A 23,787-nucleotide genomic window follows, 5' to 3' on the forward strand; every position below is an offset into this window, starting at 1 on the left:
GACGGGAGTGGAGCGTGATGCCGTCATGCAACCCCAAAGGGAAACGTACTCAGGGCACAGTGCCATTTAGGCGATCGCTGCAATGCATGAGAAGATTTATACAGTCGTATTGCCCTGTGGTAATTCTAAGCTGAAATTATGGAATGCCCTTGAAAAGCCAATACGCTTGGGTTAAGGCTGAAAGTCATCTAAATTAAGTATTGTTCTCAAGAATGGAAAGAGAGTGTGGTGCATCAATACCTTGTTGAATCAGGGGAATGCAAATAATAAACTCAGCACCAACTCCTGGTTGCGAAATGCATTCTAAAGAACCGCTATGTCTTTGTGTGATAATTTGGTAACTAATAGCCAGTCCCATCCCCGTACCTTGTCCAACGGGCTTGGTTGTAAAAAAGGGATTAAATACTTGCTTTAACGCATCTTCTGGTATTCCCAGTCCGTTGTCGGCAATGCGAATTGTGACTTGATTTGGCGCTAGTAGTTGGGTGCGAATATAAATTCGGGGATTATCTATTTTTATTTGTTTTTTTGTTGCCCATCGACCTCTAACTACTGAATCTTCTAAAGCATCGATCGCATTTACTAAAATATTCAGAAATACTTGGTTTAACTGCCCAGCATAACATTCAATCAAGGGGAGATTGTCGTATTCTTTGATCACCTCAATTTGCGGGCGCTGGTCAGTAGCCTTGAGGCGGTTTTGGATGATCATCATCGTACTATCAATTCCCTCATGGATATCAACCGCTTTCATTTCAGCTTCGTCTAAGCGCGAGAAGGTTCGCAGGGAAAGTACAATCTCTCGAATCCGTTCCGCTCCCATCATCATTGATTTGAATAATTTGGGAAAGTCTGACCTTAAGAAATCTAGTTCAATTAGATTTGCAAACTCCTCAATTGCCTTGACTGATTGGGGATAATGTTTTTGGTAGAGATCTAACAGTGAAAATAAATTTTGGGTGTATTCATCAGCCGGTTTCAGGTTGCCATAAATAAAGCTAACTGGGTTGTTAATTTCATGGGCAATTCCAGCTACTAGTTGCCCCAAACTAGCCATTTTCTCACTTTGAACTAACTGAGCTTGAGCCTGCTGTAAGTCTTTGAGAGTTGTGGCGAGTTCTTCCTTTTGACTTCGAGTTTGTTTGAGTAATTCTGCCTGCTGTAATCCTACACCTAGCTGAGAAGCAATTTGGGTCAGTATATATACTTCATCTGTTTGCCATTCTCGAGGGCCATCGTTCTGGTAAACCGCCAGCAGTCCCCAAAGTTGTTGACTTTGATAAATAGCGGTAATTACATAAGCTCTTGCCTGACATTGCTCTAGAATTTTGAGGTAGCACTTACTGAAGCCAGCACTATAAATATCGTAACAAACGCGATACGTTTCATTTTTAGAAAAGCGTCCTCCCTGTGTATCTTGTAAGTAAGTATCCACAATTGGAGGAATAGATAAATTTTTCAAGCTACATTCACTGACATTTTCTACTAATTCTGGTTGATGCACCTGCTGCTGAATCAGAGGTAACCACCCTTGTGCTAAGGATTCAGCCACAAATGTTCCGCTCCAATCGGGATTGAAACGATATAAAACCACGCGGTCAGAGTTTAACAATTGCTTGATTTCTTGAGTGGTTGTCTGGAAAATATATTCTAAGTCAAGAGATTGACGAATTTTCTCGACGGTGATAGCGACAATTTTGTGGGATTCCGCTGCTTTGACTCGTGCTTCTATTTGTAATAGTTCTACAGACGGGGAACTAGCTTTTTCTAAGGATTTTTGGGGTTGTGACACCATTTTTAATAATCTCAAATAATTAACAACCAGTCTAGTATGAGATTTAAAAAGAATTCCTAAATTCTGCTTAAATTCTTTATGAACAAATGATATTTTTAGCTGATATTATAAAGTCATCTTAGGAGCATCTGTCTTCAAATTTTTGAGCAATCAATTTAAATTTTGACCAGTTGTAGCAAGTATGGAATTTTTGTTAAAAATACAAGTGCTATCCCACCTTTGATGTAGCGGGAGTGCTGTTTGACCTACACCGCAGTTGGGCACACTGTATGAAATGTCCAAGATGTGCATTAACTTAACATTCGTAAAAATGGGCGGCAACGTGGTAAACACGCATTCATATATATGTAGTATGGCTCTGTGGCGCTGTAGGCGTTACGCGCCCGCAAGCTTGAGGCGATCGCTTGCAGGTGTTCTAAGAGTTTGTTCCAGACTGCGGCTTTTTGCCACCGATAAAACCTGTTGCTACGCTTTCCCACTTTCGGTAACGTTCTGGTAGATCCCGCCACCTGCCCCGGTTCTTAGTACCCATAAGATGCCATTCCCAACCTGACAGTGGTTATTAGACCTCTTGCAAAAGTGCTTTTTGTACTCTTATGGGAAAGGGAAAAATACAAAACCTTTTCCCCTTTTCCCAACTTTTGGAAGAAGTCTAATATCACGATGCTCTGGCACTTATTACACATCGGTATAGCGGCGCGGCGTATAAACCCAGAGATTACCATCGCTGCGTTTGATGGTTCGGGTTTTTGTAGAACCAACGAGAATAATTGTCCGCATATCAGCGCTTGCTGGTGTTAACTGGTCAAGTGCGATCGCTTTCACCGTTTGTCCTGGCCGACCGAGATTCCGGGCCAATACTACTGGTGTATCTGGTGTTCGATGTCGCAGCAAAATATTTCTCGCTTCTGCCAGTTGCCAGGTACGCTCTTTGGAAACAGGATTGTAGAAAGCAATGACAAAATCAGCCTCAGCAGCAGCAGCAATTCGTTGGGCGATCGCAGACCAAGGTTTCAAGATATCAGAGAGGGAAATAGCACAGAAATCATGTCCAAGGGGCGCACCAATGGCTGCTGCTGCTGCCTGCATTGCAGAGATGCCTGGGGCCACATGAATATCGATACTATCCCATTCAGGTTTAGCATAGCGATCGCATACCTCAAAAACTGCTGTTGCCATTGCATAGATACCAGGGTCGCCAGATGAAACTACAGCTACATATCGCCCAGATGCAGCCAAATCCAGGGCCATCTTTGCCCGTGCCTCTTCTTCGCGGTTGTCAGACTCATGCCGTTGCTTGCCATCAGCCAGAGAACCAACTAAATCTAAATAAGTTTTATAACCCACTAGGTCAGTTGCCGACTTGAGTATCTCTTTCACTTCGGGAGACATCCACAGCGAACCACCAGGCCCTGTCCCAATAATCGCTAACCGTCCGCGTGGCTGACCGATGGTGTTGGGGTCAATTACTTTAGGGGCAATAGCGATCGCAATCTGGGGAGTTGAAGAAGTAATGGGGGATGTGCCTGTGGCGGCGATCGCTGCTGCTTGGGCAGGGCTATAACCTTGTGAAAGTAGACTTTCTAACTGATTTTGGGTAAAAAAGCGGGCAGGCACTTTCAAAGCGCTAGCTAGCGCGTGGATTGCGGGATCGGCTGCGGCGGCGATCGGTGCAAATATCCCGGCGACTGATGCTTTTTCTAGTTTGGCATCAGCTAGTAACTGTTGTACTAAAGCTACTGCATCATCAATCATGCCACTAATTGCGATCGCGATCGTTGCTGGGTGATAAATAAGACAATTAGCTGTGGGAGTTACCAAACGTTCCGTAACTTGGATGGTCAAATCTCCCTTTGGATCTATCAGTAATTTACTATCACTCAACCAAGGCGCTATTCCTTCTAGCTTGACTTGCGCCCCAGCTAGCAAATCTGAGATAAATTTTTTCGCATCATCTGGGTTGGCTAAATGGTATCCAGGGGGAGGAGATAACAGCGTTGTGCCCAAACGTAAATCGCCTGTAGTCGTAATTGCAGCTTTGACATCAAGGGCTTCAGCAATGCGGCGAGCCAAATCGTTTACTCCACCAAGTCCACCCAAGAGAGGGACAACAGCACTACCATCTTCAGCCACAGCTAGCACTGGTGGTTCCTGTCGTTTATCCGAGATTACCGGAGCTAACGTCCTAATTAAAATGCCGGCGGCACAAATGCCAATCAGCGGCTTTCCCTGCATAAATAACTCGCGCAGCGTCTCGCCAAAATTCGTAAAGCTGACATCAACTCCCGATGTGCGACCCTCTAAACCGTATAGCGTTGCCCCTGGTAAGACGCTGATTATTTTACGTGCTACTGTCACGCTATTTTGACCCAGTATTACAATGGCAGGTGCAATGTTAATCATTACTTAATTACGAATTATTTAATTAGCCTTTAAACAAATGTTCTCAAAAATTTGAGTGCTTCAGTTTTATTTTTAAACATCGCGTGAATTATATCGCCGTTATTATAACGAATGTCAATCTCGTACTTTATTGCTGGAGCAAACTTAGGTTGATTTTCTGAATAATTCTGAATATATTCAATAGCATTATTAATAGTTTCTGCTTGCTGAGATAGACCGTGTAGGACAATGATATTCACCTGTTGGACTAGTCTAGCAAACGATTGCTCTAAAATATTGATAAATTTATCTATTTGATATTTCTCTAGACTGAGTATTTGATTTTTTATATTATTAATATCTGGCGTTGATAAATTTTTCCATTGTTCAATTTTATTTTGAAACTCTGATTCTAATGTACTTTCATTGAAAGATGCATTTATCCCAACTGATGTAAATGATTTTACGATATTTTCATACTTAAGATACAGAATTTTAAAGCCCTTAGATTCTAATTGGTTAAGCGCTCCTTGGGTAAATACACCTGCGAGAATAGCACCTAAAAATGGATTAAGTTGACTATAGGTGTCTGCCAGAGGAATAAGCGCTCCTTCAATTTCTTGAACTTTATTTCTGGAATGTTTGGTGTAACGCCGCCATGCAGTCTCAATAAATGCCACAGGAAGACCAAGAGTGTCTTCTGTACCTCCCCGCTCCAGCACATAGTCAAGGTCATGATAATTACCATAACGATCCTGCCATGATACCTTTTTACTAATTCGTGCCTTGCGCTTCTTCTGATAGTCTAAGTAAAAACCATGCTCATCGGCCAGTTGCTGAAGTGTTTCACAAATAAATTCTTGGATGAGATTCCCTAAAATCTGACCCCATTTATGTGACAATGACTCTGCCATTACAGTTGTACAAAATAATTTTTGTTGTGATTAACCTATCCATAAACCCACAAACACCCTTCGCAAAGAGGAACTCTGTGCTTGCGATTTTTCCATTTGACATTACGATCGCGAATTTTTTCAAACTTAAAAGATTCAAATCCTGCTGCTTGTGCTAATAAACCCATCCATTCAATTACCGGAATATAAATTCCATAGGGAGCAGAATCACCAATCAGAAAGCAAACTATTGCAGGACTTTTACATACTCTACGAAGTGCTATCCAAACTCTAGCCATGTCAAGAAAATAGCAGGCAATCATCAAATGATAATTCTTTTTACCTCCATGCAAATGTCGCTCTTGGGACAATTGATAACAGATTTCAATAATACTAGCTTTAATTGGATATAATTCATGAGATCCTAGAACTTCGTCGATGTTTACATTCTTATTTGTGACGTGCTGTGAACATGAACGAATTAAGTATTGCCTCACCGCAGTTTGCAAATCAGTCCAACCGGAAATTTCTTTCATGAAACACATTTCGAGACGTGTAGCATCGGCATAATCATAGTTGTTAGCGTATGGCGGTGAGGTGATTACCAAGTTGGTAAAATTATCAGGTATACCCTGGCAAGTCCGAGCATCAGATTGAATGAGTGTCGAACTAGAAGCTGCTGTTTTTACTGCAATTCTCATATCTGTAGCCATATTCTCTGCCATTAGCTCAAAAGCAGATATTGGCTCTAAGAAAGATTGTTTCTTTTTATTTGGTAAAATGTATTGCCAAGGTGCAGTTCCGGCATGAGAAACATGGCGAAGAATTGATACAAGTGTTAACCAAACTAACTGAGATTGAGATGAATCATCAGCAAGTTTTTCCCAAGCTTGACGCAATCTATCTAGAGATTCAAGTGAAGATATACTAAAGCATTCATGAATCAGTTTTGGGTATGTATCTACACATGGTTGCAAATCTTCAGCATATTTTATAACCTTTTTTATATGTTCAAGATAGGCGTCAGAGTTAGTATGATATAAAAGTTTAGCTCTTGCTATACGCGCAACAAAAGGATGAGCTTCAATTCCAAAACATTCAACTCCAAGTTTTTCAGATGCAAGTAAGGTTGTACCAGAACCAGCGAATGGATCTAAGACAGTAATTTCTCCTCTTTCTTGGAATTGAGTAATTATAGTTTCGACCCATTGTGCAGAGAAACCTGCACTAAATCTAAACCATCGATGAACTGGCAATTTCATGTTATCGATGAATGTAGACGAACTGTCAAAAGATTTAGAAATGCTAGAAGTAAATTTATGAAATGGCAACTCTAATTGTTGATTCATTTGAATATTTATTATTGATTAATATTCTAGGGTAGAAGTCCATTAAAAATTGAGGTTAAGACTTTGTTTCTTAAATTAGCATAGACCTTTTGACTGCTTGCACTAGTTCTTCTTCTGTGCATTGAGCTATAGGGCGTTAACTTGCCTGCAACAGGTGATTGTCGCACGATTAGGCAGTCTATATGATGTAGAGGGTGATTTGCTAGTGTTAAGTTAGCTGATACTTACTTGATGCTTGTTTTGTGGTGGTTTTTGATTGTCAACGCCAAGAAGCTTTGATTTGAAGTGATGGAGAGGCGATCGCATTCTCTTAAAAAAGTGCGATCACTTGTTAAATTGGAGATTGGGACTCCAACCAAATCTCGAAAGAATTTCTTCCCCAATCCCCAGTCTCAACTCAATTAGCTTTACGTTCTTTCAGTACTTGATCTAGTAAGTTTCTAGCAGGTTGTGCTTTAGCCAACGCTACTTGATGGTCATTATAAGCACGAACAAGGCGAGAAAGACTGCTCACACCTGTCTTGAGTTGCTCAAGTTCTTCACCAGCAACTAGTTCTCCATCAAGCATCCGCCCAATCAACGGTTTGATATCGCCCACTTCCTGCCGGACTTTTTGGAGTTTTTCTAGAGAACTCAGTAAGGTTTTTAGTGAGTTCAATATGTCATCAATATCCTGGGCATCCTCCACTGACTCAGGCGGATTTTCAATTGTGATCGTATCTTTGTCTGAAACTGTAGGCAATTCCTCTACAGACGTTTCACTTGTAACCCCATTTGACCGTGCCATCAACGCTTCCTCAAGGAATTTTCCTCAGTGTATCGCTGATTTCAAGTTGCCAAAGATAGTATTGTTATAATTCGTTAAATAAATACTTGTACAAATTCAACTCTACGTTGTGATCGCGAAACCAAAGAATTCCCTTAGCTCTAAATCAGGGCTATTTCATTTTATTTTGAGGATATGTATAAGTAAAAACAACGGACAACATATAAACACAGCAATAATGATTGATTTTGAACCTTGGGACAGGTTGTTGCGTCAGTATGTCGATCCACAGGGTCGTGTAAACTATATTGCTTGGAAAACTGAGCAACCTCAAGCGATCGCAGATTGGTTGTCGAGTCAAAAAAATCTGGACTTTACATCTAATAGCAATACTTTTGAGCAATTGGCATTGTGGATCAACCTTTACAATGCGTTCACCATTTCGGTAATTTTGGAAAGATACCCGCTTGAGTCAATTCGTCCGCGAATCTTAGGCATTCCCAACTGGCTGGCTTTTTTGTGGTTCTTCCAACGTCGTGCTTATTATATATTTGACAAGCATTACAGTTTAGCCCAAATAGAAAACCAAATTCTGCGGAATAAATTACAGGAGCCACGAATTCATTTTGCAATTGTCTGCGCTTCGGTTGGTTGCCCGTTACTACGTGCTGGAGCTTATTTTCCTCAACAAGTTACTCAGCAGTTAGATGAAGATACCCGTCGCTTCATTAACAATCCTGAAAAAGTCCGTTATGACTCAGATAGTAAAACGCTCTACTGTAGCAAAATCTTTAAATGGTATCGTCAAGACTTTCTTAAGGTCAAATCCTCTATTCCAGAATATATCCGCTCTTACCTAGAAACAGACTTGCCAATGAATGCCTCAACGCCGATTTCCTATCTCCACTATGACTGGAGCCTGAATCAGCGTATATCTTGATAAAATTGTTTGAGATAATTTGCATCAACGCCAATCCCCCACAAAAAACCGATATAAAGGTAGATTGCGTTTGCTTTGCAGCTACCCCATTTTGCTACACGGCGATCTGAAGAGTGAACAATGCGGTTCACCAGATAAATACGTCCTTTTTTAACCAATCTCAGGCATAAATCTCCATCTTCCATAATCGGCAATGCCTCATCAAATCCATCACAATCCCAAAAATCAGTGCGACGACAAAACATTACCTGATCTCCAAACAACAAGCGCAATCCTCGAAAAAACAGGTGAGGCTTAAATAGCAGTGGTGCGTAGTAGGTTTTTAGATAGTTATGTAGAGAGATGCCCCAGCGAGTCGTTTGAGATCCACTCATTAGAGAAATGAACCCTCCACAGGCAATGGTTGGCTCTACTAGGGTTTGCTCGATTACAGTGATTAAGTCATCTGGCACCCAAGTATCTGCATGAAGAAAGCAAAGAATATCTCCAGTTGCAGCTGATGCTCCGTAATTCATCTGAATAGAACGCCCACGCTGTTCAGATGAGAGAACTTGTACGCATAGCAACTGATTGAATAACTCAAAGCATTGCTTTGCAACTGCCACTGTCTCATCATCGCTGCCACCATCTACTACTATCACTTCAAAAGCAGGCGGATTAAGTAAAGTTAATTGGCGCAATGTACGCTCTAAGCTAACTGCTTCGTTTAAAGTAGGAATGACAATCGAAACTTGAGACATGCAGCTTAAGTAGTTTTATCGTTGCTTTTATTCTACTTGCTCAATGTTGACAAGCTCTTAATCCAAAGCTCAACACTTTTGAGCATGGTAAGTAGCTTTTAGCAGTTTTCCCCATATTGCATTGTAAGGATGTACAAGCTGTGTCGGATGATCCTCCTGAAAGATCGGCCTGCCTTCGTTCGCCCACTGAAAAATTCCACCACTTAAGTTATAAATGCACTTCATCCCGGCTTTATCAAGCTGTTGGGCTAATTTTGCGCTCCGGTAGCCAACAGCACAGTACACAACAATTGGTCTATCTTGGGAAACTGTTGAAATTGCTGTTAAGTCATCTGTGAGAGGATCTATGCGTACTGCTGTTTCGATATGACTAACTGCATACTCAGTTGGACTTCGTGCATCTAGCACTAATGGACGGGGCTTTGCAGAATCTGATAGTAATTGAGCTAATTGCTTACAATTAATTTCCTCAACAGTAGGAAACTGAAATCTGATCAGAACTTTAATAAAGTTAAACGTGAGTGATTGCACTTGTCAAAAGACTCTCTGGTTGGCAAACAATACTGACGGGGGCTGTGTCTGATGTCTAATAGTAAAGAACGATCACAGAACAGGCGATCACATTGGCATCAACTCTCCAAAACAAACAGATAACTCATCAAGATTAGCTTATTTGCAAGTAAATATACTTATAATAATTACAGCATTTACTAATCACCTGCGATGATTTATGGCAATTCTTCAACTGATTGAACCCGAAGTTAAAAATCTGGGTGGTTTTTCTGCCCGCCGCAGTTTGCCATATTCTAATCGCCAAATGGTTGGACCGTTTATCTTTTTCGATCATCTTGGCCCGTCCGTTATGCCCGCCAATCAAGGCATTGATGTCCGGCCACATCCTCATATTAATCTGGCAACGGTAACTTATTTATTTGACGGTGCTTTGATACATCGTGATAGTTTGGGCACTGTGCAGGAAATCCAACCAGGTGCAGTCAACTGGATGACAGCGGGAAAGGGGATTGTCCATTCAGAACGCTCACCTGACTTTGACCGTCACCAAGAAACTACTATTCATGGCATTCAAACCTGGGTTGTTCTACCTGTTGAACACGAAGAAACCGAGCCAACGTTCATTCACTATCCGGCTGAAATTCTTCCCACCTGGGAAGAGAATGGCGTTATCATCAAACTTATTGCTGGACAAGCATTTGGCTATACCTCACCTGTGAAAGTTCTCTCACCTATCCTCTATTTAGATGCAGTGTTGTCTGCAAATACCCACTTCACTATCCCTACAGATTATTCACAAAGGGCAGTATACAGTGTCACAGAGAGATTGAGGATTAATGATGAACCGATGGAGCAATATCGTCTCGCTATTCTAGAGCCAGGTGATCAGATTGAGGTTTCTGCTACAGCTGCTGCTCAATGTATTGTTATTGGCGGTGAGCCGTTAGGTACACGCTACAAATGGTGGAATTTTGTCTCTAGCCGACCAGAGCGAATAGAGCAAGCTAAAGTTGATTGGCGCGACTCTCGCTTTGCTAGCGTGCCAGATGAAACAGAGTTTATTCCACTCCCAGAAGTGGTAACAGAAGCTAATCCTTTTTCATAAGTGTGTCACACTTCGACACTCACTACCTCACTTGAAGATGCACAAGTTTAACCCAAGTTGCCAGTTACTCTTATGGGCGATCGCTTTTGTGGGTGACTGTAGCGATCGCAAATCCGATTGCTAAAAATAGAAGGTAAAAGCCTAGTTATTAGGTAAATCAGCGATGTTTATTTTAAAGGTACTTATCGCAATTGTTTGGAGCATTGCTATCTTTGGTAGTTTACTATTTCTGCCAGCAGGAACGCTCGACTGGTGGGGAAGGCGGACGCGGCGGTAGAGGTGACAATGGTACGGAGGGTTGTAACTGTCACAGACGGAGATAGGAAGTAAAAACCTGCAAGGGAACTCCTGGTAGCCCTAATTATAAGTGTACTGACAAGGTTTATAGATGTAGCGATGGTAGCGATGGGCGAGATGGCAGCCAAGGGCGCTTAGGAACTTTGAGTATCGTCAATAGCAAGGAACCTTTGGCATCTGATACTCCAACTGTGCAGCTAGCAATTTCGGAACTGATAAACAAACAGTCCCACCTCTCGAAAAATAAGTGGAATCAACGCGTGGGAGCAGCTTCTTTACTTGCGCCTGGTTCTGCGATCGCTGATGATTATCGAGAGTTTGAACAGCGAAGAGAAGAAACTTTTCAAATAGTTTGGCATGAAAGACAACCCATTACTAGCTTTGGCAATCAAGCTGTAACACTAAATTTAACTGATAACAAACAAGTAGAAATTAGTTTTTCTAAGGAATTATGGGTTGAAGGTAACAGTAAAAGTGAGGCTAACTTCACAATATTTACCGTTAACCATGCGATTCCCAAAAAAGATGTCACCCGGTTAGCTGTGGCAGAGTTTGCCGATGCCGGACAAAACCTCAACTTAAAAATAGTTGATTTAGCAGCCAAGTCTAATGCTATTAATACTCAGTTTCGCGTAAAATTTCGCGCCCAAGATAGCTTGCACGGTTTTTCTGGCTACAAAACTGAATATGAAGGGGATATTCCCACCGAACTTGTGACTCGTGACTACAATCATTTTACTCTAGCTTGGGGCAAACTAAAAATTCCTGAGGAAGCTTTACGCTCTGGTGTCAACGTTGATATTGAAGTCGCAGCAACTCGTTCTTTGGGAATACGTTCTGCCAAGCAAACTATTAGCTGGCAGGGTGCAATCTGCAAGCCTAGATAAAGTTTAAGAAGATTTTTTCCCATCTGAAACCATTTGCGAGAGAATATAGGCTGCGAAATCTAGTAACTGATCCAGCAAAAAACCAATGATACCGATGTATAAGATTACCTGGATTATGTAATCAGCATTGCCAGCTTTATAAGCATCCCAGAGGGTAAAGCCAAGTCCTTTTGGGCCTGTTAACATTTCTATGGCAATAACGATAAACCAGGCTACCCAAATACTAACTTTCAAGGCATGAAATATATGAAAAATAGCTACTCGAAAGTTATTATTCTGTCTCTTAAAATGCTGCATACCTATTGCTGTATTAATAATCATTGTCCAGAGAGTCCCCAGAAAAACTACTACAATAGCAGCCGAGTCGCTCTCTTGAAACGTGATTAGGGCAATAGGTAGCAAAGCTATAGGAGGGATACTATGTGGTATCTGAAATATCAGCCGAAATAGCTGATAAATCATGCTATTTATCCCGATTAAATATCCGATAAAACCACCCAATACTGCAGCTGGAATATAACCAACAAATAACCGTTGCAGGCTAGCTAAAATGTCTAAAAACATATTATTTTCTCTGCCTCAGTTCTCATGGAAAACATTCGGGAAATACTGCGGCAACAACACAAAACAGGGCTGAGAAAAATGTATTGGATTACACATTATATTTTGTTGCTAAAAGATTTTTTATATCTTCTCCTCGTTAATTACTAATTAAAAAACTTAGGTATTATTACGATGTGATAGTAGTAGTACAAAGAAGAGGTAAAGTTTGACTTTAATAAACTTTATCAGAAAAGCAAATTTTAATTAGTAAATTAAATACAATTTCTAGAATTTATCAAAGAAGGCAGTTATTGCTAGAGCTTACGTGCAATCGCTCCTTGATTATCTAAGCTGATGGAACGAGCTAGAAAAAGTCTTGAACAGGGTGTAGGGATCAATTGGATGGGTATTCAAACCCCAACCAATTGTAGATACTTGTAAATAATGACACAGATCGCTAATTATCTTTAATAAAAGACGCGATCGCCTTTTTTATCGGATAACCAGAATCGTCTCTAGTGTAGTACGTAAGACCTCGATCAATGAATGCAGAGGTAGTATCTATTAACTGCTGAAGAATCTCAGAATTAGTATCATCTATTTCTTCAGTGACTTTTTTCCCTGTAAATTTATTTTTCCGATCTTCTGGAGGTAATACAATGCGAGGATCTTTATAAGTCTCTTTTGGCTTGGGTTTAAATGTCTCATTTAAGTCAAATTGAAGACGTAAGTAACGTTTAGACTCATATCCACCCATGATTTGTCGGCAAATCGTACTATCAATCTCAGATGTAGGTTCCATAAAGATGTTAGTAAGATTTTTGATCCAGTCTAAGCCTCTCCATTTGCTGATTTGCTTATATTGATATGGTTCACCAGTTTGACCTGTACCAATAGAAAGGATAGAAATATCTTCCAATCGCAGATTATCTAGTTTATATTTTTGCTTGATTGTTGGAGATACTGAAGACTGACCGATCCTCATAACTAGACTCAAAGCTGCAAGAGCAGGGTTATTAGCAGAAACTCCTCCATCAATGTGTGGGAATTCCCAATCACCAAATTTTTGTTTATCTACAGGTTCTAATTTATATGGTGGAAAAAAAGTAGGCGCTGAGGCAGAAGCGGTACATATTTCCCATAAATAACAGTCATCGTACCATCTGTCTCCTAAATCGGGATGACAATTTGTAAAAAAAGTTGTGTTGCGATATAGCGTATCGTAAGCAAGAATCAAAAGAATAGGTTTTTCGATATCCTTGATTCTTGTGAATTTATAGGCATCTTTGAGTACGCTAGTAATTCCATCATGAGAATATTTAGATGGTGAAAATACATCAATAATTGGTTTGATGATGGACGGAAAGTTTTTGTAGCGCTCTTTTATCTCCAGAGGGAATATATCTTTACCTCTATTTTTATACAGTTTAATGAGTTCATCACTCTCCTTTCCTATAGCAATCCCTGCTGCTAATATCGAACCAGTAGAAGTACCAGCAACCATGTCAAAATATTCGTGTAAAAACTCTCCTTTTCCCTGATTTCTAATTTCTTGTTCTACTTGTTGAAGTATTCGTGCTGCTATAATTCCACGAATACCACCACCGTCTAAAGCCAAAATTTTGAAGGACATAGATAGCAATTCTCTTTGATTATTTTTCTGTGGACAAGCATCATGAGATGAATCACAATACGGTTCCATTAACTTGTTTACTCTTATCCGACTTATCCGACTTATCCGACTGGAAGAATACCTAAGTTTTTTTTAACGAAGCGCCTTCTCTACGAGACACTACGTATAGCTTACTTCTCCGTAGAAGGGTACGCGTAGCATTGGTGTCAACTGAACGTGAAAGCCAGCCTAGAGCCAGCTTTTAGATATTGTCTCGTTCCCAGGCTCCGCCTCCCGCAATACTGTTCAGTTAAGGCAAGAGACGCGATGAATCGCCGTCTCTACAATAATCAATCTTTCATAGAGACGGCGATTTATCGCGTCTTTGTGATGATTTGACTTGAAAGACTTAGAAATACAGCAAATTTCTACGTTGTGAGCTACAGAAATACTCCACCCGCGCAATCTGGCGTGAAGGTTGGGGAGGAATAATATCTTATGTAGTTGCTGTAAATTCAGGGTTTTAGTAAGGTTAAATAAATATTTGCTACAAGAAAGTTAAAGCTTGACCCCGCACTTGCGTATTTACCTGGCCTTTGTCATAAACTATTTCACCGCCGACAATGGTGGTTTTAGCCCAGCCAGTGAGGTTCCAGCCTTCAAAGGGACTCCAATGACATTTGGTTAAAAGTTCCTCGCGCCGGACTGGGCGGTATGTGTTTAAATCTACAAGCACCAAATCGGCATCGTAACCAGGTGCGATCGCTCCCTTATTGGGAATACCATAAGCCACAGCTACAGCTTTAGACATCCAGTTCACAACTTGAGCAACGGTACACTTTCCTTGCATTGCCGCAGTTAACATCAAAGCGAGGGAAGTTTCCACCCCAGGCATTCCTGAAGGACTATTGGGGTATTCTTGAGCTTTTTCTTCTAAGGTGTGCGGCGCGTGATCTGTAGCGATGAAATCAATCACACCATCGCGCAAAGCTTGCCAGAGAACTTCGTTATCGTGGGGCGATCGCAAAGGTGGATTCATCTGTGCTAATGTGCCAATTGTTTTATATGCACTAGTATTTAATAACAAATGCTGTGGCGTCACCTCTGCTGTCACCCAACTCGGTTTCTCCTGACGCAGCAAATCTGCTTCCAGCGCTGTTGACAGATGGAGAATATGCAACCGACGTTGATATTTTTGAGAAAGTTTTAATGCTAGTTGGGTTGCAAGCAAAGCCGCTTGATCGTCTTGAATTTGCGAGTGAACAGCTGGATCGTGAATATTGGCAAATTCTTGGCGGCGTTGGTTGATTCTAGCTTGGTCTTCGGCATGAACGGCAATTAAGCGATTGCCTTTAGCAAATATCGCCTCCAATGCTGTTTCGCCATCTACCAACAACTGACCATGCATCGACCCCATGAAAATCTTAATTCCTGGTGTTGGCTTTGCTAAAAGCAAATCTGGTAAATTTTCTGCTGTTGCCCCAATAAAAAAGCCATAATTAACTAAGGACTTGTGTGAGGCCCGTTCTAGCTTGTCGTCTAAAGCCTGTTGTGTTGTAGTTAGGGGGCGCGTATTGGGCATTTCTAAAAAAGAAGTGACTCCCCCTTTAGCACAGGCACAACTGGCGGTGAATAAATCTTCCTTGTGTTCTAGTCCAGGTTCCCGGAAATGCACCTGTGGATCGATAACTCCTGGCAACAAAGTTAAGCCTTCTGCGTCAACTTCAGTGGCTAGTGCTGTTTGGGAGATTTCTGGCGCAACTTCGACTATTTGGCGATCGCGCGTCAACACGTCCCCAACCATCAGTTCACCATCGGGTAAGATTATGCGAACGCGGCGAATCAGTAACATTTTTGGAGATGACATAGAGATAACCAAGTTTAGACAGGGAGCTATGTATTACAGAGAACCATGCTTTTAGGTTAAACTTATTCGCGATCGGAGTAATCAATTTTTGCCACGCATTAAAAAAAAGTTTATTTTTAACAACAGAGGCAGCCAGGGTTTAAGTCCCCCACCAAATCGGAGATTTGGTGGACTGCAATTAGATAGGGTTGAACGCGAGAGCATCTCATATAGAAGCCTCATCTAAATTCAAACCTCCTGCCCCTTTCCCAATCCACAATCTAAAATTGGTAGTCAAGATGCAAACATAACTAGGAAATTAAAATTTTCCCGTTAAGATTAACAGATAAAGTCTCACTAGGCGAGTTAATTACCTACATCTTTCGTTAAGTTAAGTAATTTCATGCATAATCAAGTGTCTGATAACAACTCTAGTCAACAACCCGATAATTCTTGGATCGCAGAGCTAGGTAGAACAATTGTATTGAGCATTGTTCTAGCTCTGGGAATTCGTACCTTTGTTGCTGAAGCACGCTGGATTCCTTCTGGTTCAATGGAACCGACTCTGCATGGTACGCCAAACCAGTGGGAGGCAGATAAAATTATTGTCGATAAGTTGAAGTATAAATTTGCTAACCCGGAACGGGGAGATATAGTAGTATTTTCACCGACGAAAGAACTACAAAAAGAACAATATCAAGATGCTTTTATTAAACGTATAATTGCCTTACCTGGAGAAAAAATACAACTTAAGGATGGCAAAGTCTATATTAACGACAAACCTCTACCAGAAGCCAATTACCTCAGTTCTGGACAGACCACAGTTATTGATGTTTGCCAATCAGGACCACAGCCACCTTTTTTGGCCAAACCCCAGACTATACCCGCTGATTCATATTTAGTACTGGGTGATAATCGTAACAGTAGTTATGACAGCCGTTGCTGGGGTGTTGTCCCCCGCCAGAATATTATTGGACGTGCTGTAGTTCGCTTCTGGCCTTTAAATCATGTTGGCGGAATCGATAAATCGCCAGTATATCCATAATTAACAAACAATATTACTCAAATAGCTCATTAACAAAAGAATTTTAGATTTTAGATTGGGGACTACTAAATCACCAATCTAAAATCCAAAATCCGTCTTGAAAAGTTCAGTTCGCTCTTTGCGAGATGCTGCGACTTTTCGCCAAATCTCAAATCCAAATATTGCTATGACGCCTTACCTAGCTAAGATTTTACTGTATCCAGTTAAATCACTGAATGGTGTTGAAGTTGAGAACGCTAGAGTTCTTGCCAGTGGCGCACTACAGTATGACCGCGAGTTTGCCATTTTTGACGAACAAGGTAGATTTGTCAATGGCAAGCGTCATGCTAAAATCCATTTACTAAGAGCGCAATTTGCACTCTTAAATAGAACTATCTCGTTGCAAATCCCTGATGACAACTTACAACAAATTTTTCATCTGGATGAGGAACGGCAAGCATTAGAAGCAACTTTGAGTGATTATTTTGAGTTTGCTGTCACATTGGGACAAAACTTTTTGATGGGTTTTCCTGACGATACACACTCACTTGGCCCAACGGTAATTAGTACGGCCACATTGGCAGAGGTAGCTTCTTGGTTTCCTGGTTTAAGTGTAGATGAAATGCGCCGTCGGATGCGTGCCAACATCGAGATTGGTGGTGTACCAGCATTTTGGGAAGATCGGCTATTTAGCGAACAAGGTGATTTAGTCTCTTTTCGAGTAGGAGATGTAGACTTTTTTGGGGTTAACCCATGTCAGCGTTGTATAGTCCCAACACGCAATTCTTACTTAGGGGAAGCTTACCCAAACTTTCAAAAAATTTTTACAACCCAGCGACAAGCAACTCTGCCAAATTGGGTTGCTTTATCGCCTTTTAATCATTTTTATAGATTGAGTATCAATACTCAACTGCCCCCATCATCAGCCGGAAAAATTTTACAAATCGGCGATGAAGTTGACATACTTATACAACAAAGTTAACATTTCGTCAAAATAAAAAATACAAAGTAAATTTTTTGGGATTTTTTTTGTTCATGCTGTGTATTTGCATGACAATTCTAAAATTATTGTAGTTAAATATAAGTTTTTGTACAAGTCTAGGGGTTTCTAGACCAGAAAATCAAGACATTAGCAATTAAAAATTAAATTTAGGATTGGGTGCTAATGGCGACCTGAATTTTAGAATGGCATACTGGAGCTTATTGGTTAAATTTCAGTTCGTCTGAGAAAATTTGTGGAAATATTGCCAGGTAAAACTGAGCAAATTCAGGTGCGATGGCGTACCCGCGTAGTCGGTTTATATAGTGGACTACTCCTGTACAAAGTTTGAAAATTAGGCGTTGGAGGAAGTCAGCCAGTCAAAGAATTATAAGTATTTCGTACTATTTTATACTAAAAATATAAAATTTTCATAAAGAGAAATGTATGCCGTAATTATACTTATATACAATGTAGCTATCACGGCAAAAGGCACCTAGTAGATGCTGGGGAAGAATAAAATTACAATGTTATCCAAACTTCAGCCCGTCAAATCATTTAATCGCTTAGTTGGCAAAGTTTATGCCAAAATGCCCCTGAGATATGTTCTGATTGTGCCCTTTATCTTGCAAATTTGTGGTGCAGTGGGACTTGTGGGCTATCTTTCGTATCAAAACGGCCAAAAAGCGGTAAGGGAGCTTGCTACTCAATTAGAAAATGAAATCTGCGATCGCATTGAACAGCATCTTGATAGCTATTTAACAACCCCGAAGCAAATTAATCAAATCAACTTAGATGCGATTGAGCTAGGTTTGCTCAACCTTTCGGACTTTCAAACCACCGGCAATTACTTTTGGAAACAAATGCAGGTTTTCAATGTTGGTTACAACAGCTTTGCCAATCCCAAAGGTGAATTTATTGGTGTTGAGCGTCTAGATAATGGCCAGCTTTTAATTAATGAAGTTAGCGAAAAGCATGGTATAGGCAAACTTTATGTTTATCCTACAGATAACCAAGGAAATCGCCGCCATTTACAGGAAGTCAAAAATTACGATCCTCGTGTAGAAGCTTGGTATGCAGATCCAGTCAAGATAGGCAAACGAGTTTGGAGTCAAATTTATCAATGGGAAGATAAACCAGAAATTTTATCCATATCTTCCAGCTATCCTGTTTACGATAAAAATCACAAATTCGTTGGGGTGATTAGTGTTGATTTGCTCTTGTCACAAATCGGCAAGTTTTTAGCTAAGTTAAAGGTCAAAGAGTCGGGTAAAACTTTTATTTTAGAGCGTTCTGGGTATATAGTGGCTTCTTCTACTAGCGAGCCACCATATACGATCGTTAATGGTAAAGGAAAACGTCTATCAGCATTAGATAGTCAAAATTCTTTAATTAAACTCACTACACAGTCTTTGATCGAACACTTTGGCAGTCTTAAGTTGGTTGTGGGGAAGCAACAGCTAAGTTTTACCGCCGATGGAATGCGTTATTTTGTACAGATAAAAAGCTGGAAGGACGAACTGGGTTTAGATTGGCTAATTGTGGCGGTGATTCCCGAAGGCGAATTTATGGAGCAAATTAATGCCAACACCCGCATCACTATTTTGCTGTGCATAGTTGCTTTTTTAGTGGCCACAAGAATTGGGATTTTGACTGCTCGTTGGGTAATTAAGCCGATTTTACAATTAAACAGATCGGCGAAGAAAATTGCTCAAGGTGAATGGGAGGAAACACCAGACATTCAGCGTTCCGATGAACTGGGGGAACTAGCCAAATCATTTGAAACTATGGCAAAGCAACTCCAAGCATCCTTTAGTGCTTTAGAAGCAAAGAATGCCCAGATGCAAGTTTTAAATGAGGCGCTATCTCATAATCAGAGTCAGCTAACTCAATTTTTAGAAGCTATACCAGTAGGTGTATTTATCATTGATGCTGAAGGTGAGCCTTATTATACAAATCAGATTGGGCAGCAAATTCTCGGTCAAGGAGCAATCGCAGAAGTTAGTACCGAAGAATTGTCAGAGATATATCAAGCTTACCTTGCCGGCACAAATCAACTTTACCCCAGCGATCGCTTACCGATTTTGAGAGCATTGCTTGGGGAAAGCACCAGAGTTGATGATATGGAAATTCGCTGTTGTGGCAATATTACTTGCATTGAGGTTTTAGGAAAGCCAATTTATGATGAATCAGGGAATGTAGCTTTTGCGATCGCCACATTTTTTGATATTACCCAACGCAAACAAACAGAAAAGTTATTAGCAGAATACAATCGCACCTTAGAGGCTCAAGTAAAAAAACGTACTGAAGAGTTCCAGCAAGTTATCGAGCAACTGCAAACCACCCAAGAAGAACTGATTCAATCACAAAAAATCGCTGCACAGGAACAACAAGCAGCCGTTCGGGAAGCGGCGCGAAGTGCTGCCGCCAACCTCGCCAAAAGCGAATTTCTTGCTAACATGAGCCACGAACTGCGTACCCCACTCAATGCCATTCTTGGTTTCACCCAAGTCATGAGTCAAGATTATTCGCTATCTAGCGAACATCAAGAAAACTTGGCAATAATTAATCGTGCTGGCGAACATCTACTCAAATTAATTAACGACATTCTAGAAATGTCTAAAATCGAAGCTGGCAAAATCACATTAAATTGCAGCAGCTTTGACTTAATTCATTTGTTGAAGAACTTAGAAGAGATGTTGCACTTGCGTGCTGCATCTAAAAATTTAGAATTACTGTTTGAATATCCGCCAGATATTCCTAAATATATAGAAACAGACGAAAATAAACTGTGTCAAGTATTGCTCAACCTCTTGGGAAATGCGATCAAATTTACCGATCAAGGGAGGGTGACGCTACGGGTGAGACTGGAGGCTGGTGAGCAGGAGAGCAGCACTTCTCTACGAGACGCTGCGCGTAGCTTGCTTCCACAAAGTGGTACGGCTACGCTCAGTGACCGGGGAACAGGGGAGCAGGGCGAGCAAAATCTTTCTTATCCCTCTCTTCTTTTTTTCGAGGTACAAGATACTGGCTGTGGTATTGCCCCACAAGAACTTAAATTGCTGTTTGAGGCTTTTGAACAAACCGAAATTGGCAGAAAATTCCAACAAGGGACGGGACTGGGTTTAGCGATTAGCCGTAAATACGTGCAACTGATGGGAGGAGATATTACTGTTAGCACGATGCCTGGTATCGGTAGTACATTTGCCTTTGATGTTCAGATTGCTCTAACTTGCCCCAGAGAAATCCCGATAAACCAAATTAAATCACAAATTAGAGCTTTAGCACCTAGTGAAAAAGTATACCGTATCCTAGTAGTTGACGACTCCAAAGAAAGCCGTATGTTGCTAGTTAAAATTCTCACATCTCTAGGCTTTGAAGTTAACGAAGCTACAGATGGTAGTGAAGCGCTCACTAATTGGGAATCTTGGCAACCACACCTGATTTTTATGGATATGCGAATGCCAGTCATGGATGGTTACGAAGCTACAAGAATTATTAAAGCTAGACAAATCGGGCATGGGACAGCCAATACGTCGCGGAGGTTCCCAAAATTGAAACAACTGGTGTCATCGAGGAGCCAGTACCTTGCAGAAGAGTTAACCAATTCAGGCGAGGATGAGGTTCTGAAAGTTGTACGTAAAGAGTCTTCCACACCAGAAACAACTGGTGTTATAGAAAATGATGCTTCTGATGCGTCCACTTTGCGATCACGGATGCCAACAGCCTTGGCTCCCCCTTACGACTTCTCTAGAACAATGCCGGATAGCTCTAATACAAATACAATCATTATTGCCTTAACTGCTAGCGCCTTTGAAGAAGAACGCCAGAAAATTTTGTCCATTGGCTGTGATGATTTTATTCGCAAGCCATTCAAACAGGAAGTATTATTGGAAAAACTGAGCAAACATCTGGGTTTAAAATATACCAATCAAGTAGAAACCACAAACACAGTAGTTGTCGATCAAGCTACACAGATTTTCGTCAGTGTTGCCGAACTCCTGGGGCATTTATCACAAATGTCACCTGAGTGGCTCCAACAGATTCACTATGCCGCAGCCAGCTGTAGCGATGAACTGATTTTAGAGTTACTCAAGCAAATTCCATCAGATAATGCTCAAGTTTTCCAAGTTCTCAGGGATTTAGCAAATAACTACCAGTTTGAGAAAATCATGGAATTGACTACAACAAACTTAGAATGAATTACGAGCATTTAGACCCTAAGAAAAAAGATATTTTGATCATTGATGATATGGCGGATAACCTTCGGGTTTTATCCTCCATATTGACAAGGGAAGGGTATAACGTTCGTAAAGCTTTGAACTGGCAAATGGCATTGACAGCAACTCAAACATTATTACCTGATTTGATTCTACTCGATATCATGATGCCAGAAGTAGATGGCTATGAAATTTGCCAGACCTTTAAAGCTTGGGAACTAACAGCTGATATTCCAGTGATTTTTATTAGTGCTTTAGATGATGTTTTTGACAAAGTTAAAGCCTTTAAAGTGGGTGGTGTAGACTACATCACCAAACCTTTTGAGTTTCAAGAAGTTTTAGTGCGTGTGCAAAATCAACTGGCATTGAGATCAGCGCGGTTAGAAATATTGAAATTAAATGTTGAACTTGAAGATCGGGTAAAACAGCGGACTGGGGAGCTAGAAAAAGCTCTCCAAAAACTCCAGCAAGAAATCGATTCCCGCCAGCAATTGCAAAGTCAGTTGCTAGATATAGCACTGCATGATTCCCTGACCGGATTATCAAACCGAGTTTTGTTTATTAGGCAACTAGAAAATGCTCTCAATCGCGCCAAGCAAGAATCTAGTTATCAGTTTGCGGTACTTTTTTTGGACTGCGATCGCTTTAAAGTAATCAATGATTCTCTTGGTCATCCAGTAGGAGATGAATTGCTGATAGCCATTGCTCAACGCTTACAAGCATGTATCATACCTGTTGATACTTTAGCACGATTGGGCGGGGACGAATTTGGAATTCTCTTAGAAAATATCACAGATATCAATATAGCAATCCAAGTTGCAGAAAGGATTTTGCAACAGTTATCACTTGCTTTTCAATTGTCAAGATATGAAGTATTTATGAATGCCAGTATTGGTATTAGTTGGGGCAATAAAGATTATGATCGCCCAGAGTATTTGCTGCGGGATGCTGATACGGCAATGTATCGAGCTAAGGCTCAAGGAAGAGCCAAATATCACGTTTTTAATCCAGTGATGCATCAGGAAGCTATTCAGCTTTTAGAGTTAGAAAATGACCTGCGGAGAGCTGTTGAAAGGCGAGAATTCCTCGTTTACTATCAGCCAATTATTTCCCTGGCTACAGGCAGAATTTCTGGATTTGAAGCCTTGGTGCGCTGGCAACATCCGATTCGTGGTTTGGTTTCTCCTATAGAATTTATTCCTGTGGCCGAAGAAACAGGTTTAATTAATGCCATCAATACTTGGGTATTACAGTCAGCTTGTCATCAATTAAGCATCTGGCAACATTATCCAGTGACACCAGAACCTCTAACTATGAGTGTCAATTTAAGTGCAAGATTATTTTTACAGCCGAATTTTGTAGAACAAATTGACCGAATAATTTATGAAAATAAAATAAATCCGGCATATTTAGAATTAGAAATTACTGAAAGTGTAATTATGGAAAATACAGATGCGATAAAAATAATTCTTCAACAACTAAAGCAGCGAAAAATCAAGTTGATTATGGATGACTTTGGTACAGGATTTTCCTCTTTAAGTTACCTGCACAGCTTTCCTTTAAATGCACTCAAAATTGATAAATCCTTCGTCAAACGGATGCAGGAGAACAAAGAGAATATGGGGTTAGTACCAGCAATGATTGGCATTGCCAACTCAATGGGGATGAGTGCGATCGCTGAAGGTGTCGAAACACAAGAACAGTTAGCCCAATTGAGAAGTTTAAACTGTAATTTTGCTCAAGGATATTTATTTTCTAAACCCATACAACAACAACTAGCTCTTGAGTTGCTCACCTCAGCACCTGAATGGTAACTATCAACTAGCACCTGGGAAAAATTTAATTGTTTATCCTTGGCTAGATAATCTGTGAGTGCTATCTACTATAATCATTACA

The 23,787-nt window shown here is 40.7% G+C and carries 17 protein-coding genes and 1 pseudogene; 7 read left to right on the top strand and 11 right to left on the bottom strand.

What is annotated here, in order from left to right; all coding sequences use genetic code 11:
* Nucleotides 1-193 precede the first annotated feature (193 nt).
* From V7K60_RS03050 to V7K60_RS03075, 6 genes are all read right to left on the bottom strand, one after another.
* Nucleotides 194-1,795, bottom strand: a complete 1,602-nt coding sequence (locus tag V7K60_RS03050; protein WP_334922831.1) for a GAF domain-containing sensor histidine kinase — start codon at nt 1,793-1,795, stop codon at nt 194-196.
* A gap of 290 nt (nt 1,796-2,085) precedes the next feature.
* Nucleotides 2,086-2,304 (bottom strand): hypothetical protein, encoded by a 219-nt coding sequence (locus tag V7K60_RS03055; protein WP_334922833.1) that lies wholly within the window; start codon nt 2,302-2,304, stop codon nt 2,086-2,088.
* Between the two features lie 169 nt (nt 2,305-2,473).
* Nucleotides 2,474-4,198, bottom strand: coding sequence for a precorrin-3B C(17)-methyltransferase (gene cobJ / locus V7K60_RS03060; RefSeq protein WP_334922835.1), 1,725 nt, complete (start codon nt 4,196-4,198; stop codon nt 2,474-2,476).
* Nucleotides 4,199-4,227: 29 nt separating this feature from the next.
* The gene (locus V7K60_RS03065) at nt 4,228-5,091 is read right to left on the bottom strand and encodes a hypothetical protein (protein ID WP_334922837.1); all 864 of its coding nucleotides are present in this window, start codon (nt 5,089-5,091) and stop codon (nt 4,228-4,230) included.
* 35 nt (nt 5,092-5,126) lie between these two features.
* On the bottom strand, nt 5,127-6,419 hold the full coding sequence (locus V7K60_RS03070; RefSeq protein WP_334922839.1) for a DNA methyltransferase: 1,293 nt from the start codon (nt 6,417-6,419) through the stop codon (nt 5,127-5,129).
* Nucleotides 6,420-6,816: 397 nt separating this feature from the next.
* Nucleotides 6,817-7,206, bottom strand: a complete 390-nt coding sequence (locus V7K60_RS03075) for a hypothetical protein (RefSeq protein ID WP_334922841.1) — start codon at nt 7,204-7,206, stop codon at nt 6,817-6,819.
* A gap of 217 nt (nt 7,207-7,423) precedes the next feature.
* Here V7K60_RS03075 and V7K60_RS03080 point away from each other — a divergent pair, with 217 nt between their 5' ends.
* Nucleotides 7,424-8,125: a DUF547 domain-containing protein gene (locus tag V7K60_RS03080; RefSeq protein ID WP_334922843.1), complete on the top strand. Its 702-nt coding sequence runs from the start codon at nt 7,424-7,426 to the stop codon at nt 8,123-8,125.
* Here the strand turns inward: V7K60_RS03080 and V7K60_RS03085 are convergent.
* On the bottom strand, nt 8,110-8,865 hold the full coding sequence (locus tag V7K60_RS03085) for a TIGR04283 family arsenosugar biosynthesis glycosyltransferase (RefSeq protein WP_334922845.1): 756 nt from the start codon (nt 8,863-8,865) through the stop codon (nt 8,110-8,112). The two genes, V7K60_RS03080 and V7K60_RS03085, sit on opposite strands and share 16 nt — an antisense overlap.
* Nucleotides 8,866-8,934: 69 nt before the next feature.
* Nucleotides 8,935-9,396, bottom strand: a complete 462-nt coding sequence (locus tag V7K60_RS03090; protein ID WP_334922847.1) for a rhodanese-like domain-containing protein — start codon at nt 9,394-9,396, stop codon at nt 8,935-8,937.
* 199 nt (nt 9,397-9,595) lie between these two features.
* On the opposite strand from V7K60_RS03090, the gene V7K60_RS03095 reads away from it, so the two are divergent.
* On the top strand, nt 9,596-10,483 hold the full coding sequence (locus tag V7K60_RS03095) for a pirin family protein (RefSeq protein ID WP_334922848.1): 888 nt from the start codon (nt 9,596-9,598) through the stop codon (nt 10,481-10,483).
* 209 nt (nt 10,484-10,692) lie between these two features.
* Nucleotides 10,693-11,667, top strand: a pseudogene (locus V7K60_RS03100) (collagen-like protein); the annotation flags it as partial.
* A gap of 3 nt (nt 11,668-11,670) precedes the next feature.
* Here V7K60_RS03100 and V7K60_RS03105 read toward each other — a convergent pair.
* From V7K60_RS03105 to V7K60_RS03115, 3 genes are all read right to left on the bottom strand, one after another.
* Nucleotides 11,671-12,231, bottom strand: coding sequence for a nitrate transporter (locus tag V7K60_RS03105; RefSeq protein WP_334815703.1), 561 nt, complete (start codon nt 12,229-12,231; stop codon nt 11,671-11,673).
* A 436-nt stretch (nt 12,232-12,667) separates the two neighbouring features.
* The gene (locus tag V7K60_RS03110; RefSeq protein WP_334922850.1) at nt 12,668-13,843 is read right to left on the bottom strand and encodes a patatin-like phospholipase family protein; all 1,176 of its coding nucleotides are present in this window, start codon (nt 13,841-13,843) and stop codon (nt 12,668-12,670) included.
* Between the two features lie 526 nt (nt 13,844-14,369).
* Nucleotides 14,370-15,689, bottom strand: a complete 1,320-nt coding sequence (locus tag V7K60_RS03115) for a dihydroorotase (protein ID WP_334922852.1) — start codon at nt 15,687-15,689, stop codon at nt 14,370-14,372.
* A 382-nt stretch (nt 15,690-16,071) separates the two neighbouring features.
* Here V7K60_RS03115 and lepB point away from each other — a divergent pair, with 382 nt between their 5' ends.
* From lepB to V7K60_RS03135, 4 genes are all read left to right on the top strand, one after another.
* Complete coding sequence (lepB, locus tag V7K60_RS03120) at nt 16,072-16,713, top strand: signal peptidase I (protein ID WP_334922854.1); 642 nt, start codon at nt 16,072-16,074, stop codon at nt 16,711-16,713.
* Between the two features lie 166 nt (nt 16,714-16,879).
* The gene (locus V7K60_RS03125) at nt 16,880-17,674 is read left to right on the top strand and encodes an MOSC domain-containing protein (RefSeq protein ID WP_334923032.1); all 795 of its coding nucleotides are present in this window, start codon (nt 16,880-16,882) and stop codon (nt 17,672-17,674) included.
* A gap of 524 nt (nt 17,675-18,198) precedes the next feature.
* A complete protein-coding gene (locus tag V7K60_RS03130) occupies nt 18,199-21,873 on the top strand; it encodes a response regulator (protein ID WP_334922856.1) in 3,675 nt (1,224 codons plus the stop codon).
* On the top strand, nt 21,870-23,705 hold the full coding sequence (locus V7K60_RS03135; RefSeq protein WP_334922857.1) for a GGDEF/EAL domain-containing response regulator: 1,836 nt from the start codon (nt 21,870-21,872) through the stop codon (nt 23,703-23,705). The genes V7K60_RS03130 and V7K60_RS03135 overlap by 4 nt, the downstream gene beginning before the upstream one ends.
* Nucleotides 23,706-23,787: the final 82 nt, after the last annotated feature.

The organism is Nostoc sp. (assembly GCF_036917555.1).
Taxonomy (GTDB): Bacteria; Cyanobacteriota; Cyanobacteriia; order Cyanobacteriales; family Nostocaceae; genus Nostoc.

Bases quoted from the DNA above. Each gene is read 5' to 3' on its own strand.
- V7K60_RS03070 (WP_334922839.1), bottom strand. From the start codon at position 6,419: ATGAATCAACAATTAGAGTTGCCATTTCATAAATTTACTTCTAGCATT.
- V7K60_RS03080 (WP_334922843.1), top strand. From the start codon at position 7,424: ATGATTGATTTTGAACCTTGGGACAGGTTGTTGCGTCAGTATGTCGAT.
- V7K60_RS03105 (WP_334815703.1), bottom strand. From the start codon at position 12,231: ATGTTTTTAGACATTTTAGCTAGCCTGCAACGGTTATTTGTTGGTTAT.
- V7K60_RS03115 (WP_334922852.1), bottom strand. From the start codon at position 15,689: ATGTCATCTCCAAAAATGTTACTGATTCGCCGCGTTCGCATAATCTTA.
- V7K60_RS03065 (WP_334922837.1), bottom strand. From the start codon at position 5,091: ATGGCAGAGTCATTGTCACATAAATGGGGTCAGATTTTAGGGAATCTC.
- V7K60_RS03075 (WP_334922841.1), bottom strand. From the start codon at position 7,206: ATGGCACGGTCAAATGGGGTTACAAGTGAAACGTCTGTAGAGGAATTG.
- V7K60_RS03125 (WP_334923032.1), top strand. From the start codon at position 16,880: ATGACGCCTTACCTAGCTAAGATTTTACTGTATCCAGTTAAATCACTG.
- cobJ (WP_334922835.1), bottom strand. From the start codon at position 4,198: ATGATTAACATTGCACCTGCCATTGTAATACTGGGTCAAAATAGCGTG.
- V7K60_RS03110 (WP_334922850.1), bottom strand. From the start codon at position 13,843: ATGTCCTTCAAAATTTTGGCTTTAGACGGTGGTGGTATTCGTGGAATT.
- V7K60_RS03050 (WP_334922831.1), bottom strand. From the start codon at position 1,795: ATGGTGTCACAACCCCAAAAATCCTTAGAAAAAGCTAGTTCCCCGTCT.
- V7K60_RS03095 (WP_334922848.1), top strand. From the start codon at position 9,596: ATGGCAATTCTTCAACTGATTGAACCCGAAGTTAAAAATCTGGGTGGT.
- V7K60_RS03085 (WP_334922845.1), bottom strand. From the start codon at position 8,865: ATGTCTCAAGTTTCGATTGTCATTCCTACTTTAAACGAAGCAGTTAGC.
- lepB (WP_334922854.1), top strand. From the start codon at position 16,072: ATGCATAATCAAGTGTCTGATAACAACTCTAGTCAACAACCCGATAAT.
- V7K60_RS03135 (WP_334922857.1), top strand. From the start codon at position 21,870: ATGAATTACGAGCATTTAGACCCTAAGAAAAAAGATATTTTGATCATT.
- V7K60_RS03130 (WP_334922856.1), top strand. From the start codon at position 18,199: ATGTTATCCAAACTTCAGCCCGTCAAATCATTTAATCGCTTAGTTGGC.